Raw genomic sequence first — 15,285 nt, 5'->3', positions numbered from 1 at the left:
TTCCCAGCGGCTCCGTTTCCCTGATTGCCCTGCTGACCCTCTCGGTCAGCACCCATGCCTTCGCCGAGACAACAACCACAAAACCCGGTGAGAAGCCCCGTCACGCCACGCCAGCTCACAAGTCATCCGCCAAAACACATGCCCTGACTTCACACACCGCCGAGAACATCGGGGTGGAAGGGCACCGGCAGGCCAACTGGGTGTCCAATCCCGTGACCGCCGTCACGATCCGCGAATATGCGGCCGGAACCAACCCGCTCAAGGCCCTGACTAGGCTGCCGGGGCGTGCTGTTCAATTCGGGCGATCCGCAGGGTGTGAACACCTGGCAAAACTCGTTCCTGATGCACGGTTTCGACCAGAGCCAGATTGGCATGACGCTGGATGGCATCCCGCTCGGGGATCAGCAGTTCAGCAACGTCAATGGCCTGAGCCCGACATCGGCCATTTCGTCCGAAAACATCGAACGCATGGACGTCTCGGCCTCCACCGGTTCGGAAAGCGTGGCCAGCACGTCCAATCTGGGCGGGACGGTGCAGTTCATCTCCCGCGACCCCTCCCACAAGCGCGGCGCCAGCGTGAACCAGACCTTTGGCAGCAATGCGACGTATCGCACCTTCCTGCGCCTCGAAAGTGGCGACCTGAACCCGCAGGGGACACGCTTTTATGTCTCCTATGCCCGCAATGACACCACCAAATGGCGCGGCGGACAGGACCAGTTCATGCAGCAGGTCAACGCCAAGGTTCTCCACCCGATCGGGCAGGACAGCCGCATCACGGCCTTTTTCGATTACTCGGACCTGCAGATGCAGAACTACCAGGACTACAGCCTGGATATGTTCAACAACGGTGGCTACGCGATCGACAACTTCATCGGTCAGTCCGGCGGCTACGAAAAAGCCTACCGCCTGGCGCTGGCCCAGCGTGGCCTTCCCGGCGGACAGGTTCCGGCAGCCTATGCCAATCTCAAGAGCCCCTATACCGCGTCCTATTATGAGGGCGCGCAGATGCAGCATTCCTATGTCGGCGGCGTCTCGGAGGATCTTGCCCTGACCGACCGCCTGCGCTGGCAGAGCACCGTGTATGGACACCGCTCCTATCAGCGCGGTTCGGTGGCAAGCCCGCTGATCGCATCGCCCAATGGCGCGCCGCTGATCGATCAGGTCACGCAGCCCGATACGGACCGCTTCGGCTTTACGACGTCCCTGTCCTACCGCATCGCGCATAACGTGCTGAATGCCGGCATCTGGTACGAAAACACCCATTTCGACATCAGCAAGCCGCTCTATCAGGAGCCCCTGCTGGAAGACGTACTCAATGGCACGGCAACGCCGGTCAATGGTCTCGATAATCTCAAAAACCCGTTCCAGAACGGCTATCGGCAGGTCTTCAACACCAACACGTTCGTCGCCTATTTTCAGGACACTTATCACGTCACCAACACCATCGCGCTGCATGCCGGGTTCCGTTCCGTCCTGAACACGACCCGCGCCGGTGCGCTCGCCAACTGGGAAACCTACACCCGCACCACCGCCATCGCTGGCGGCGATTCCCTCACCTCCAGTAAACCCTTCCTGCCGCATTTCAGCGGGGAATGGCGCTTTGCTCCCGGCCATCAGCTCTATTTTGACGTCGCGGAAAACGTGAAGGTCTATCCTGTCTCGGGCTATAACAGCGGCTCGTCACCGTTCTCGACCTTGCAGGCCGCCTATCTGGCGTCCAGAAACACCCTGCGTCCTGAAACCGACTGGAACTTCGCAGGCGGCTACCGCTACACCGGCCGTCTCGTCAGCGGGTCGCTCTACGGTTACCACACGATCTTTTCCAACCGCCTGCAACGCATCTCAACCGGCCCGACAACCCAGCCTTACACCACCATCCAGAATGTCGGCGGTGTAACGATGAGTGGCGTGGACGGGGCCGTGACCCTTACCCCCGTCAAGGGACTGAGCCTGACCAACAGCATCAGTTACAACCACGCCGTCTACGACAACAACATCACCCAGACCGTCAACGGATCGCGGGTGACCTACAACATCCGCGGCCAGCAGGTCGTGGCCTATCCGCGCCTGATGTACCACGCCGACCTGTCCTACACCTGGCATGACCTTCAGGCCCATATCGAGGCGCAGTATGTTGGCAAGCGGAACCTCAGCTACACGGGTGACACGAAAGTCCCGTCCTACTGGCTGACCAATTTCGGCGCCCGCTACGACCTGAGCAAACAGCTCCACCGCCTGTCCCATACGGGCTTCCTCCAGCACCTCTCGCTGGACTTCAACGTCTATAATCTGACGAACGTGAAATACATCTCCACCATGGGCCAGAACGGCTATCCCATGGCCAGCGATTACCAGTCCGTCGTCCTCGGTGCGCCACGCCAGTATTTCGGCGCCGTTCATGCGGATTTCTGACATGCAGACGACGTTCCCCGCAGCCCCCCTCCTGCCTGCCAGCCGCCTGCCCCGGAGCTTCGCCCTCCAGTATGCCGGGCTTCTGGTCTTCATGATCGGAGACGGTGTTGAGGTCGGCTATCTGTCGCCGTTTCTGGTCCAGACGGGCCAGAGCGAGCATTTCGTCGCGCTTCTTTTCACGGCCTACGGACTGGTCGCAGCCCTGGCCGCGTGGTTCTCGGGACTGCTGTGCGACATTTTCGGTAGCCGGACCGTCATGACGGCGGGCCTGCTGTTCTGGATCCTGCCGCAGCTCCTGTTCCTCGGAGTGGCCATCCCGGCCCACTCCCCGGCGCTCCTGCTGCTGACCTACGGATTACGGGGCGCGGGCTATCCGCTGTTTTTCTACGGGTTGCTGACCCTGCTCGTCACCACGATCCGGCAGGACCGTCTGGGGCGTGCCGTCGGACTCTTCTGGTTCTGCTTCACCTGCGGCCTGCCCACGGTCGGGTCCATCGTGGCCCAGCTCCTGCTGCCGGTTTACGGCCAGTACGTCACGCTCTGGATCGCGCTTCTCGGCGTCGGAGCAGGAGGCGTGCTTGCCGTCCTGCCGCTGCCCGCAACCCCGCGGGCACAAACCGGCAGTCTGAAGGACATTGGCCCCACCCTGCGCGAAACAGTCCGTCAGATCCGCCTCAACCCCGGCGTCGGACTGGCGTGCATCGTGCGCGCGGTCAATTCCAGCGCCACACATGGCCTGATCGTCTTCATGCCGTTCTTCTTTACAGGCCGCCTTGGGCTGTCGCAGGACGTGTGGATCCGGTTTCTGGAAATCATTTTCGCCAGCAATATCGTCTTCAACCTGCTGATCGGCTTTGCCAGCGACTACATCTCCTGGCGCCAGACCGTCATCTGGTTTGGCGGCATCGGCAGCGCGCTGAGTTGCGTCGGGCTATACTGGATCCCGCTGCTCTACGCCCAGAGCAGCCTGTTTGCGGTCTACGCCTCCGCCGCCATCTTCGGCATGACGCTCGCCGGATACGTGCCCCTCTCGGCCCTGACCCCATCCCTTCTGCCGGATCACAAGGGCATCGCCATGTCCCTGCTGAATCTTGGCGCGGGCAGCAGCGTCTGGATCGGCCCTTTCATCGTCTATGCGTTTGAAGGCGTCGTCGGCACGCAGGGGATTATCCTCATTTACGCCGCGCTCTTTCTGGCCGGCGCCGTCCTCACTTTCTTCATCACGCCCCCGCCTCTTACGCGACCTGACCGCGCCAGCAGTCACACATTCCCGCAGTCCGAAGGAGTCCCCTCATGACGCAGCTTACGACCGAAAAGGTGACGTCCCGCATCGGCGCCACCGTCCACGGCATCAACGCCCGCAAGCCTTTGCCCGAAGAACACAAAACGTTCCTCCATGAGGCCCTGCTGCGCCACAAGGTGATCTTCCTGCGCGATCAGTTTCTCGATGACGCCCAGCACGAAACCCTCAGCCGCGTTTTCGGAGACCCGATCCTCCACCCGACCATCCCCGCCGCCGAGGGCACGCCCTATACGTTCGAGCTGAACTCCCGCAACGGCCGCTCCACGGATTCCTGGCACACGGATGTCACCTTCGTTCCCGCCTATCCCAAGGCCTCGATCCTGCGCGCGACTACGATCCCGCCCTATGGCGGCAGTACGCTCTGGGCCAATACCGCCACCGCCTATGACGACCTGCCTGCCCCACTGCAACAGCTCGCCGATACGCTCTGGGCTGTTCACAGCAACGATTACGACACCAATTTCTACAAATACGACACGCGCCATGAGGAAATTGCTGATTTCCGCGCCCGCTTCATTTCACGCCTCTACGAGACGGAACATCCAGTCGTCCGCGTCCATCCCGAAACCGGCGAGCGCACGCTGATCCTGGGACATTTCTTCAAGGAAATCCGTGGCATCCCGACCCAGCATGCCAACCGGCTGCTGGAAATCTTCCAGTCCTACATCACGCAGATCGACAATACCGTCCGCTGGAACTGGAAGCCCGGTGACGTCGCCATCTGGGACAACCGCGCCACCCAGCACTACGCCACGGCCGATTTCGATACGCATCCCCGTCTCCTGCGTCGGATCACGGTGCGCGGAGACCTCCCCGTCAGCATCACGGGGGAACAGAGCCGCCTGCTCAAAGGCCCCGATGACGGCCAGAACCTCGATCACTGATCCAACTGGAAAAACCTCTCCATGCTGAACAATCCCACGCCCGACACTCCCGCCGCACCGGCCGTCACTACCACGGCTTTCCGGGACGCCATGGCGCATCTTGCCGCCGCAGTGACGATCATCACGACGGACGGCCCGCACGGGCGCTTCGGCATGACTGCCTCCGCCGTTACCAGCGTCACGGATACACCGCCGACCCTTCTGGTCTGCATCAACCGCTCGACCCGTTCCCATGACGCGTTTCACGCGCATGGCCGTGTCGTCATCAACATTCTCAGCGGCGAACAACAGGACATCGCGGGCTACTTCGCCAGCCGTCACAAGAGCATGGAAGAGCGCTTCGCTTCCGCCCCCTGGGAGCCAGATGCCCACGGACAGCCCGTGCTCCATGACAGCCTCGTCAGCCTGTCCTGTCAGATCGACCAGAGCCAGGATGTCGGCACACACTCCGTCCTCTTCTGCCGCGTCGAGGCCGTCACACAGGCTCCTGCGCCCACATCCGGCCTCCTCTGGTTTAACCGGAATTTCGCGACCCTGCCCGTGACATCGTGATCATCCCTTCCTGCGGCACATGCACAGCACACGATAGACGGGACATTGGTGACAGCCCGGCCTCTGGTCAGAAAGTCACCAGAGGCGTCGCCTGAACGTACTTCTCACAAACTTCACAGAACTGACGTGTCTCTCTGGACATCAATCCGGATACACGTTTTCCTGCCCGAACGACGCGCCCGGACCGGGCGTTCATGCGTTACGGCCGTTAACCGACGGCAATGCCCAATGGCGAATGCAAGGATATGTGAAGCAATGGCCCATCTCAGCCCCCTGGCCGGAAAAAAACTTCCCTCCGACCAGCTGACCGATATTCCCGCCCTGATCGCGGCTTATTATGACCGCAAGCCCGACCCTTCGATTGCCACGCAGCGCGTTTCGTTCGGCACTTCCGGCCACCGGGGCTCTTCGTTCCATACCAGCTTCAATGAAAACCATATCCTCGCCATCTGCGAAGCCATCTGCCGTCATCGCAAGGCCGAAGGCATTGACGGTCCGCTCTTCATCGGCATGGACAGCCATGCCCTGTCCGGCCCGGCGCAGAAATCCGCCATCGAAGTCTTTGCAGCCCATGGGATCGACGCCCGGATTGACGAAAACGGCGGCTACACGCCGACGCCCGTCATTTCCCACGCCATCCTGACCTATAACAAGGGCCGCACCACGGGTCTGGCTGATGGCGTGGTCATCACGCCGTCGCATAATCCGCCGTCCGATGGCGGGTTCAAATATAACCCGACCAATGGTGGCCCGGCTGATACGGCCATCACCAAGGCCATTCAGGACATGGCCAATGAGTTCCTTGCCAACGGTCTGAAGGATGTCAAACGCCTGCCTTACGAACAGGCACGTCAGGAAGCCTGCATCAAGGGCTATGATTTCATCACGCCCTATGTGAACGATCTGGACTCGGTCATCGACATGAAGGCGATCCGCGATGCCGGCGTGAAGATCGGCATTGATCCGCTGGGTGGCGCAGCCGTGGCTTACTGGAAGCCCATCATTGATCGCTACGGCCTGAACGCCACCGTCGTCAGTGACGTGGTGGATCCGACCTTTTCCTTCATGACCGCCGACTGGGACGGGCAGATCCGCATGGACTGCTCTTCGCCTTATGCCATGGCGCGTCTGATCGAGATGGGCGATCGTTTCGACGTTGCTTTTGCCAATGACACCGACGCCGACCGTCACGGCATCGTTGCCATGCCTGACGGGCTGATGAACCCGAACCACTATCTTGCAGTGGCGATTTCCTACCTGTTCCGGAACCGCCCGGACTGGAGCCCGGAACTGGGTGTGGGCAAGACGCTCGTCAGCAGCGGGCTGATTGACCGCGTGGCAAAGGACATGGGCCGCAAGCTCGTTGAAGTACCGGTCGGGCTGAAATGGTTCGTCCCGGGTCTGATGGACGGTTCGCTGGGCTTTGGCGGTGAGGAAAGCGCGGGGGCGACCTTCCTGCGTCGGGACGGCACCGTCTGGACCACGGATAAGGACGGTCTCATCCTGGGTCTGCTAGCGGCGGAAATCACCGCCAAGACCGGCAAGAACCCGAGCGTGCATTATCACGAGATCATCGCCCGTCTCGGCACGCCCTATTACGAGCGTATCGACGCCGCTGCCAATCCGGAACAGAAGGCCAAGCTCAGCAAGCTCACGCCCGAACAGTTCCCGCTGGAGACGCTGGCGGGAGACAAGATCATCAGCAAGCTGACCCGTGCGCCGGGCAATAATGCGCCGATTGGCGGACTGAAGGTCGTGACCGAGAACGGCTGGTTCGCCGCTCGCCCGTCCGGCACGGAAGATGTTTACAAGATCTACGCCGAAAGCTTCGTCAGCGAGGAGCATCTGCGCGCGATCCAGCAGGAAGCGCAGGACGCCATCTCCAAAGTTTTTGCTTCCTGAACCACGCCTCTCCCCGGGACATGACGCATGTCCCGGGTCACTCAGCCGCGCCCGGACGACACTGTTCCTGAGGCCCGGCGACTCCCTTTTCGACTCTGAAAAACTCTTCTGCGCCGCCTGAAAGCGCCATCGGACTCCGTCCTCCGAAGAGAAAATCCTGACATCCTGAATGGTCAGGTTTTCTCCATAATTTCAGCAGCTTTACGCATCCCGGAACCTGCGCGTGCCATGGGCACGCGATGGCGCTTCACACCCATGTGATGCCCGCGCTCTGGTAATCAGTCGGGATATGGATAATACCCGTTTCTGACACTGAGTGTCATATTTAGACGATAACCTGCCACTCGACAGTCTATCTGTTTTCAGTCCGGATAAAGGATAAAATGGATGTTGAAGACAAACCACAAATCCGCGATGTCCTTTGAGGACAAAGTGGCCAGTGCTTCCTCTTCATTCCGTTTTCTCCAGACAGATACTTCTTCTGTTCTTTCAGAAACGCACCCTGTCCAGCCCGGACATTCTGCGCCCGGTCCCGAACTGGAAACCTGTTTGCTACCCCAGATGATGACGGGAAAAGCCATCCGACCGGCCCTGTCGCGGCCGCACGCCTTTTCCCAACCGGCAACGAGGTAAACATGGCCTACGCAACGACAAATCCCTACACCGGCGAAGTCCTCAAGACCTTCCCGAACGCGACGGATGAAGAAGTCCAGGCTGCGCTGACAGACGCTTACAAGGCCTTTGAAAGCTGGCGCGATACCTCCTTTGCCGAACGCGCAAAGATCATGAAGACCGCCGCCGAAATCCTGCGCCGCGACATCGACAAATATGCGCGTCTCGGCACGCTCGAAATGGGCAAGCTGTTCAAAGAATCAAAGATGGAGATCATCCTCTCCGCCGAAATCTTTGAATATTATGCCGAGCACGCCGAAGAACTGCTGAAGCCCGAGACGCTTCCGGTCGCCAATCCGGCCGAAGGCAAGGCGACGCTGGTTCACGAACCTCTCGGGATCGTGCTGGCCATCGAGCCCTGGAACTTTCCGTTCTATCAGGTCGTCCGCATCATCGCGCCGCAGCTTTCGGCCGGTAATGCGGTCCTGCTCAAGCACGCATCCAACCTGCCGCAGTGCGCCGCCATCTGCGAAGACCTGATGAATGAGGCCGGACTGCCCAAGGGCCTGTTCCGCAACCTCTATCTCGCCCGTACCCACACGGAAATGATCCTGAATGACCCCCGCGTCTGCGGCGTGGCGCTGACGGGTTCCGAGGGTGCAGGTGTCATCATCGCGGGAACGGCCGGCAAGGCGCTCAAGAAAGCCACGATGGAACTCGGCGGCGCCGATGCCTTCATCGTGCTCGACGATGCGGACGTCGAAAAGGCCGCGAAATGGGCCGTTCTCGGTCGTCACTGGAACGCCGGACAGGTCTGCGTCTCCGCCAAGCGCATCATCGTGGCCGACGCAATTTATGACCGCTTCCTGGACCTCTACAAAAAGGGCGTTGCCGAACTCAAGGCCGGTGATCCGATGGATCCGTCCATCACCCTCGCTCCGCTCTGCTCGCAGGGTGCTGCGGATGATCTGCGCAAGCAGGTTGAAGAGGCCAAGAAGCATGGCGCCAAGGTCGAGCCCCTCGGTGCTCCGGTCCCCACCAAAGGTTCCTTCTTCCAGCCCCTGCTGATGACGGGACTGGACCAGAACAATGAAGCCCGCCACTGGGAGTTCTTCGGCCCGGTCACGCAGCTTTATCGCGCAAAGGACGAAGCCGATGCCATCCGCATCGCCAACGACTCTCCCTATGGTCTGGGTGGTGCGGTCTTCACGAAGGACGAGAGCCGTGGTGCCCGCGTGGCTTCGAAGATCCGTACGGGCATGGTTTACGTCAACCACCCGCTGATCCCCAAGGCCGACCTCCCCTTCGGCGGCATCGCCCGCTCCGGCTATGGCCGCGAACTGGTGGGCCTGGGCATCAAGGAGTTCGTGAACCACAAGCTCATCAACATCGTGGATATCGACGCCCCGATCTGAGGACGTCGATCAGGGCGGGAAACAGGATTTTCCCGCCCATCACGGCGTGTTGAAAATCAGCTTGTCAGTACTTGATATGTGATGAGTGTGTATTTCAGTCACCTGAATATGATTTTCATCACAACCTGAACGCCCTTAATACACCCCAAGTATTCATATCAGCCACCAGAGAGCCTGGCAGATATTCCTCCCCTCGTAACTTTTCTGTTGCCCACTCCCCACACGGAGGCCTGAAAACCGATGGCGTCTCGATCTGAAATTCTGATTGTCGGTGGCGGTGTTGCCGGTCTTGCTCTCGCAACCCGCCTCGGCAAGTCGATGGGAAAACCCGGAAAGGCGCGCATCACGCTGATCGACAAGAGCTTTTCCCATGTCTGGAAGCCAATGCTGCACTGCTTTGCTTCCGGCACGCTCAGCAATGAAAACGACAAGGTAAACTTCATCTCCCAGGCCAGCGGCCACCATTTCGAGTTCTGGCCCGGCGAAGTGGCTTCCATCGACCGCGAGAACCGTGAAGTCGTCCTCAGCCCGCTTCTGGAAGCCGACGGCACCGTCATTCTCGAAAGCCGGCGCATGAAATACGACACGATCGTCATTGCGATCGGCAGCTGCGCCAATGATTTCGGCACGCCCGGCGTCAAGGAACACTGCATGTCCATCGACAATCTCGTGGAGGCCAACGCCTTCAACGAGAAGTTCCGGATGGAACTGCTCCGCGCCTTCGCCAATAATTCCGAACTGGACATCGCCATCGTCGGCGGTGGTGCAACCGGTGTCCAGCTCGCCGCCGAGCTGCACAAGGCGCTGGAAATCGTCGGCCCCTACAACCTGCATGCCTTCGGCAAGGCCCCACCCAAACTGCATGTCACGCTCCTGCAGTCAGGTGCTCGCATCCTTCCTGCATTCCCGGAATCCGTCTCCGCCGCAGCCCAGCAGGAGCTAGAACATATCGGGGTCACCGTCCGCACCAATGCGCGCGTCGCTGGCGCCGACGACCACGGCTTCACACTGAAAGACGGCTCCTATGTTCCCGCCAAACTCCGTGTCTGGGCGGCGGGTGTCAAAGCTCCCGAAGTCACCACGGCCTATGGTGGTCTGACGATCAACCGGACCGGCCAGATCCTCGTCAACCAGAACCTGTCCTCGATTGATGATGAAAACATCTTCGCGCTCGGAGACTGTTCCTTCATTCAGGACGATCCCCTTCCCGCCACGGCACAGGTCGCTCGGCAGCAGGCCAAGCACCTTGCCCGCTATCTGCCCGCGTGGATCGAGCACGGCCAGCAGGTTCCGGGCTGTATTTTCCACAACAAGGGCGCGATCGTGGCTCTGGGGAAATACAATGGCTGGGCGGCCCTGCCCGGCGGCACGGTCTGGGGGGGGAGGCATCTCGCACGGTTTCTCGGCACGGATGGCCCATCTCATGCTCTATCGCCAGCATCAGATCGAGCTGTTCGGCTATTACCGGGGGCTGATGTCCCTTTACTCCGACTGGGTCGAGACCTTCGTCCGGCCTTCCGTGCGCCTGGACTGAACACCGTCCGCGCCTGAGGAACCCGCCTGACAGCAAAAAAGCCCGCGGCCTACGCCACGGGCTTTTTGTCCTAAAAGTCAGCGCGTACGCTGCCGAAGAACATTCGCGGTGCTCCGATCTGCATGGACTGGTCCGTCAGCGCGCCTGAGGCAATATCCGCCGGGTTGCCATTCTGACCCATCGTGGAAATGTAGCGCTTGTTCGTCAGGTTGGAGCCATTGAACGAGACCGTCAGGTTCTTGATGGCACCCAGAGAGCGGTTGTACCGCTTCATGTTTCCAAAGCTGTACTGCACGCCTACATTTGTCAGCCAGTAGCCGGGACTTTTGACGTCTCCCGTGTAGCTGTAATTGCGCGTGCTGGTGTAGCTTCCGTCGGCATAGGCCGTCATGCCGTGCCATTCGTAAGACACGCGCCCCTTATACATGAAGCGCGGATAATTGACGATCTGCTGGCCTTTCGTCGCATAGACCGTGGAGCCGCTGACAAGGTTCTGGTCATAGACGCCATGGTTGTAGCTGACGGAATTGGTCAGCGCGAAACCACGGAACGGCATCAGTGTCAGACCCGCATCCACACCGTTCATCGTCACCCCGCCCACGTTCGAGACGGCCGAGATCGGGTTGACGACCGGCCCTTCCGTGATCTGCTGCAGGCGGTTGTTGTAGTTCGTGCGATAGGCATAAACCGTCGCGGCGACCAGTTTGCCCGTGTAGCGATAGCCGATCGCATAGGTCCAGGCCGTCTCGGGGCGGATCGAAGACTTCGTATCGTCATAGGCGGTCTGGGAGACGGCAAAGGGCGAATTCGAGAGCTTGTAGCCGGACTGCGCATAGGTCCGGGCATTTTCCGAAATATCGAAATACAGCTCGTGATCCTTCAGGAAGTGCCAGTCCGCACTGATATGCGGCAGGAATGGCTTGGCCACTGTCAGGCTTTCCCCGCTCGTAACCGCAGCCCCGGCGCCGTAATAGTCCTGGTTCAGATAGCCATCGCCAACGCGCGTCGTGCTCAGCAGGGATTTGAAGCCGAAATGCAGGGCCAGGTTCGGCAGCACGTTATACGTGTCCTGCACAAAAGCCGTGAACGTGTTGGTGTTGTAGTTCTGATTGAAAATCTGGGCGAACGGATCGCGCCACTGGGTCAGCGGATCATGCGCCTTTCCCTGAACCACGCCATTCACGACCGCCGGCTGCGCATAGGCGTTCATGGGCGACATGTAGCTGTTGTTCTCGTACCAGACACCCGCGCCGATATGATTGCGCGCGATATCGTAATGCAGTGCCGAGACAATGCCGAAACGCCGGATTTCCGGCTCTTTCAGCAGTTCGCTGATCGGCGATCCCGTGGGCGACGGATAATATGGCGTCGCCCAGGAGGTCTGGTTGCGCTCGCCATGCCCGTAAGCCGTGGTGTTCCAGGTCAGACGGTCTGTCAGGCGCAGATCGGCCTTGATACCACCGAACGTATCGACCGTATTCGTGCTGCCATCATAATAGGCCGCATCCGTCGGATCATCGAGCGTCCCGACCTTCCCCGGATAGATCCCGTTCGCCGCATTCACGGCCGCGATATAACCGGAATTGCTGCCGTTTTCGTAGCTCGGCAAACCGTAGCCGACCCGGTTGATGATCTGCGGCGAAACATCCGGATAGGTGTTCTGGTGCAGATCGCTCCAGTCGAAGAATGCCGAGATCGAGCTGTCATGTCCGATCGGCTGCACGAGCTTGGCGTTCACCTGCTGCATGAACTGCTCGCCATAGCCCTTCCACATCCCGCTGTCGTTACGCATATAGGACGTGTAGAACTTCGTGCCGCTGGAATTGAGCCTGCCACTCTCAAAGCGCAGGAACGTGTGATAGGTGCTGTAGCTGCCGAAACCCGCCGCAGCCGTGCCACCCATCTTGTCCGATGGCGTCATCGAGACATAACTCAGCCCGCCGCCCAGATTGTTACTCGCCGCCATGCTTTCCGCACCGGCTGACTGCGACACGTCAATGCGCGCCACGTTCTCCGACGAGATCGCCATGATCGGGTTCAGACCGTTATAGTTCCGGAACGTCATTTCCCCGAGCGGCATTCCGTCAAGCGTCATGCCGATTTCCTGCTGCTGGAAGCCGTGCATGAAGACCTGCATGCTCCATGTATCGAGGCCCTGCGCATCGCCGGACTGGAACACGACGCCCGGAAGCTGGGCGATAACCTTCATCGGATTGGTCCCGGCCGGTGCCTCCGCCAGCATTTTCTGGCTGACTGTCTCGACCGTACCACGCGGCGGATGCTGCGCCACAACAGCCATGTTTTCCGCGCTCTGGCTGACATACGGGCTCACGGCACGATGCTTCAGCACAGGCGCGGCATGGACTGGCTTACGGACAGGATGATGTCCCGTCTCCCGATGCGTCACCGCAGCCAGAACGGCCGGAGAAAATCCGGCCGACAGCACCGTCGTCACCGATAAGACAACACGCAGAAAGGCGGACCGCATGCACATAGACCGTTTTACCTGTTTGTCGCGCTGACATTCCCTGAAGCGGAACGGCGCCTCCGCCAGCACTCCGCAACGCCTTCAGAAACCCGTCCGTCCAACCATCCGGGTGCCGGAACGGATACGACATTTTTCACGAAAGCACACCGTTTCCCGACGCCACACTCCAAAAAACCGGACAGGACGCCAACACATCCCGGTGAACCCGGACACCTGCCGTCAGCCCGTCTGGCTCTCACGGATCAATCGGTGAATGAAGGCCAGCTTGTGCATGACCCCTTCCGTCAGCACGAACGGATAAAAATCCGCCAGCCCCATAGAGCGGTTCAGACTGTTCACCGCATAGGTCAGCGGCAGCCAGGCCTGCATGATGTCCTCGAAGGACGCCTCGGTATAAGGGTCCCCGAGCTTGCGCCCCGAAGCCCGCCCGATCCCCTTGACGATCGGATTAACGCTCACCCCGAACGCACAGGCCGTCTCCAGCGTGGAGACGATATGCAGGTAATGCGCCCAGGTTTCCGCAAAATCTTCCCAGGGGTGCGACGTCGCATAGACGCTGACATGACTGTCCTGCCAGTTGGATGGCGTCGGGCTGTCATAATAGGTCTGAAGCGCCTGCTGGTAATCCGCACGGTCATCCCCGAACACCGCCCGGCACTCATCAAGCCGCCCAGCGTCCCACACCAGCAGGTTCCAGTAATAATGCCCGATTTCGTGCCGGAAATGCCCCAGAAGCGTGCGGTAATATTCCCCCATCTCGACACGCATGCGCTCACGGGACGCATCATCCGCCTCGCGCATGGCGAGGGTGATGACCCCGTTGGAGTGCCCTGTCATCACCGATGACGAACCGTCTGGCGGGTCATCGAGAAAATCGAAGACCAGCCCGTTTTCCGGATCTTCCCGCCGGTCGCGGATCGGCAGCTTCAGCCGCAGCAGCGTATAGAACAGCCGGTGCTTGGCCACTTCGATCTTGCGCCACCGCTCCAGGTTCTCCGGGACCTCAAGGTTCGGGATTATCCGGTTGAACCGGCACGCAAAACAGAATGGCTTGCCACCCGCCGCGTCAGGCCCCGTGAGCCAGTTGCAGACGTCATAATCATGGTTCGAGCAGTAAAGCACCCGCTCCTGCTGCGCCGAGGGTTCCAGAGGATGCCAGAACCGCTCTCCTGCCGGGTCCAGCGCTGTCAGCAGCGAACGGTCCGGCAGATACCCGATCGGGTGCCGGCAATGCTCGCAGACCGTGTTTTCAAAAAAGAGAATCTGCCCGCAGGACTGGCACTCAAAGAGCTTCATGGGATCGCATTACACCGGGTTTCCCGATCATGGCCAGTTCCGGCACAGTTCCTGCGGATGCAAAAGGCGTCGCCCGCATCGTCACGTCAAACGTCGCCCGACACCGGTCCAGTAGTCCCGAAACCGGAGCCGCTTCTTCGGGGCGCCCGGCTACTGCAAGCGGAATATGATGCTGCGCCACGACCAGCCCCGATGTCGTATCGAAACCGATCCAGCCTTCTCCCGGAATCCAGGCCTCGGCCCAGGCATGAAGATCGCATTCCAGCCCACCCGCCTTGTCCGGCTGGATCAGATATCCGGACACGAACCGCGCGGAGAACCCCAGATGCCGCAGGACCGTAACCAGCAGCCACGCACTGTCTCGACACGATCCGCTTGCACGTTCCAACGTCTCTTCCGGCGCCCATACACCGGGCTCGAGCCTGCGCTGATAGGTCAGACGTTCCGCCACAGCCCGGTTGAGTTCTGCCACCGCTTCCGAAGTGCCCTCTGTCCCCGCCGGACGCCAGGCTTCGACAAAGCGCGACACCTGTGCTCCGGCCGCATCGACATCCCGGTACGCCGCACAGACCGGCGCTTCCGCACCGACCACGCCGTCCTGCCGGGCCCGCAGATCCACATCCATGCTGACCGACACGTCAAACCGCGTCACACGCTCCGGAACCCGGACTTCCGCCACCCGATTGCCATACGCATCCTGCCGCCAGATCACATCCGCACTTTCCGGCGAGACATCCAGCACGTAGTTCCTGACTGCGGATCGCACCTGCGGCACCGGGCACAGGCGCACGGTCTGACGTCCCAGAAACACCGGCCGGTCGTACTGGTATCGGGTCTGGTGGCTCAGGACGACGCGGGAAGTCATGTTCAGGAGGCCCTGTGGAAAC

The 15,285-nt window shown here is 60.5% G+C and carries 9 protein-coding genes and 1 pseudogene; 7 read left to right on the top strand and 3 right to left on the bottom strand.

Going from position 1 to position 15,285, the window contains the following annotated elements; genetic code table 11:
• The first annotated feature begins 285 nt into the window (after nucleotides 1–285).
• From HKD24_RS11155 to HKD24_RS11125, 7 genes and pseudogenes are all read left to right on the top strand, one after another.
• Nucleotides 286–2,412, top strand: coding sequence for a TonB-dependent receptor (locus tag HKD24_RS11155; protein WP_194260341.1), 2,127 nt, complete (start codon nucleotides 286–288; stop codon nucleotides 2,410–2,412).
• Between the two features lies 1 nt (nucleotide 2,413).
• Nucleotides 2,414–3,709 (top strand): MFS transporter, encoded by a 1,296-nt coding sequence (locus tag HKD24_RS11150; RefSeq protein ID WP_194260340.1) that lies wholly within the window; start codon nucleotides 2,414–2,416, stop codon nucleotides 3,707–3,709.
• Nucleotides 3,706–4,599, top strand: a complete 894-nt coding sequence (locus tag HKD24_RS11145; protein WP_194260339.1) for a TauD/TfdA dioxygenase family protein — start codon at nucleotides 3,706–3,708, stop codon at nucleotides 4,597–4,599. The genes HKD24_RS11150 and HKD24_RS11145 overlap by 4 nt, the downstream gene beginning before the upstream one ends.
• 21 nt (nucleotides 4,600–4,620) lie before the next feature.
• Nucleotides 4,621–5,151 (top strand): flavin reductase, encoded by a 531-nt coding sequence (locus HKD24_RS11140; protein WP_194260338.1) that lies wholly within the window; start codon nucleotides 4,621–4,623, stop codon nucleotides 5,149–5,151.
• 255 nt (nucleotides 5,152–5,406) lie between these two features.
• Nucleotides 5,407–7,053 (top strand): phosphoglucomutase (alpha-D-glucose-1,6-bisphosphate-dependent), encoded by a 1,647-nt coding sequence (gene pgm / locus HKD24_RS11135; RefSeq protein WP_194260337.1) that lies wholly within the window; start codon nucleotides 5,407–5,409, stop codon nucleotides 7,051–7,053.
• A gap of 635 nt (nucleotides 7,054–7,688) precedes the next feature.
• On the top strand, nucleotides 7,689–9,080 hold the full coding sequence (locus HKD24_RS11130) for an NAD-dependent succinate-semialdehyde dehydrogenase (RefSeq protein ID WP_194260336.1): 1,392 nt from the start codon (nucleotides 7,689–7,691) through the stop codon (nucleotides 9,078–9,080).
• Nucleotides 9,081–9,320: 240 nt separating this feature from the next.
• Nucleotides 9,321–10,614 (top strand): annotated as a pseudogene (locus HKD24_RS11125) (NAD(P)/FAD-dependent oxidoreductase).
• 70 nt (nucleotides 10,615–10,684) lie between these two features.
• Here HKD24_RS11125 and HKD24_RS11120 read toward each other — a convergent pair.
• From HKD24_RS11120 to HKD24_RS11110, 3 genes are all read right to left on the bottom strand, one after another.
• Nucleotides 10,685–13,102 (bottom strand): TonB-dependent receptor, encoded by a 2,418-nt coding sequence (locus HKD24_RS11120; protein ID WP_194260335.1) that lies wholly within the window; start codon nucleotides 13,100–13,102, stop codon nucleotides 10,685–10,687.
• Between the two features lie 219 nt (nucleotides 13,103–13,321).
• Nucleotides 13,322–14,398, bottom strand: coding sequence for a zinc-binding metallopeptidase family protein (locus tag HKD24_RS11115; RefSeq protein WP_194260334.1), 1,077 nt, complete (start codon nucleotides 14,396–14,398; stop codon nucleotides 13,322–13,324).
• Nucleotides 14,385–15,263, bottom strand: a complete 879-nt coding sequence (locus HKD24_RS11110) for a transglutaminase family protein (RefSeq protein ID WP_194260333.1) — start codon at nucleotides 15,261–15,263, stop codon at nucleotides 14,385–14,387. The genes HKD24_RS11115 and HKD24_RS11110 overlap by 14 nt, the downstream gene beginning before the upstream one ends.
• Nucleotides 15,264–15,285 lie beyond the last annotated feature (22 nt).

It is taken from the genome of Gluconobacter vitians (assembly GCF_015244565.1).
Classification (GTDB): Bacteria; Pseudomonadota; Alphaproteobacteria; order Acetobacterales; family Acetobacteraceae; genus Gluconobacter; species Gluconobacter vitians.
This window is presented reverse-complemented; position numbering and strand designations above follow the sequence as displayed.

What these genes read in the sequence shown, in the direction of transcription:
- HKD24_RS11115 (WP_194260334.1), bottom strand. Translation starts at nt 14,398, where the DNA reads ATGAAGCTCTTTGAGTGCCAGTCCTGCGGGCAGATTCTCTTTTTTGAA.
- HKD24_RS11120 (WP_194260335.1), bottom strand. Translation starts at nt 13,102, where the DNA reads ATGCGGTCCGCCTTTCTGCGTGTTGTCTTATCGGTGACGACGGTGCTG.
- HKD24_RS11140 (WP_194260338.1), top strand. Translation starts at nt 4,621, where the DNA reads ATGCTGAACAATCCCACGCCCGACACTCCCGCCGCACCGGCCGTCACT.
- HKD24_RS11110 (WP_194260333.1), bottom strand. Translation starts at nt 15,263, where the DNA reads ATGACTTCCCGCGTCGTCCTGAGCCACCAGACCCGATACCAGTACGAC.
- HKD24_RS11145 (WP_194260339.1), top strand. Translation starts at nt 3,706, where the DNA reads ATGACGCAGCTTACGACCGAAAAGGTGACGTCCCGCATCGGCGCCACC.
- HKD24_RS11150 (WP_194260340.1), top strand. Translation starts at nt 2,414, where the DNA reads ATGCAGACGACGTTCCCCGCAGCCCCCCTCCTGCCTGCCAGCCGCCTG.
- HKD24_RS11130 (WP_194260336.1), top strand. Translation starts at nt 7,689, where the DNA reads ATGGCCTACGCAACGACAAATCCCTACACCGGCGAAGTCCTCAAGACC.
- pgm (WP_194260337.1), top strand. Translation starts at nt 5,407, where the DNA reads ATGGCCCATCTCAGCCCCCTGGCCGGAAAAAAACTTCCCTCCGACCAG.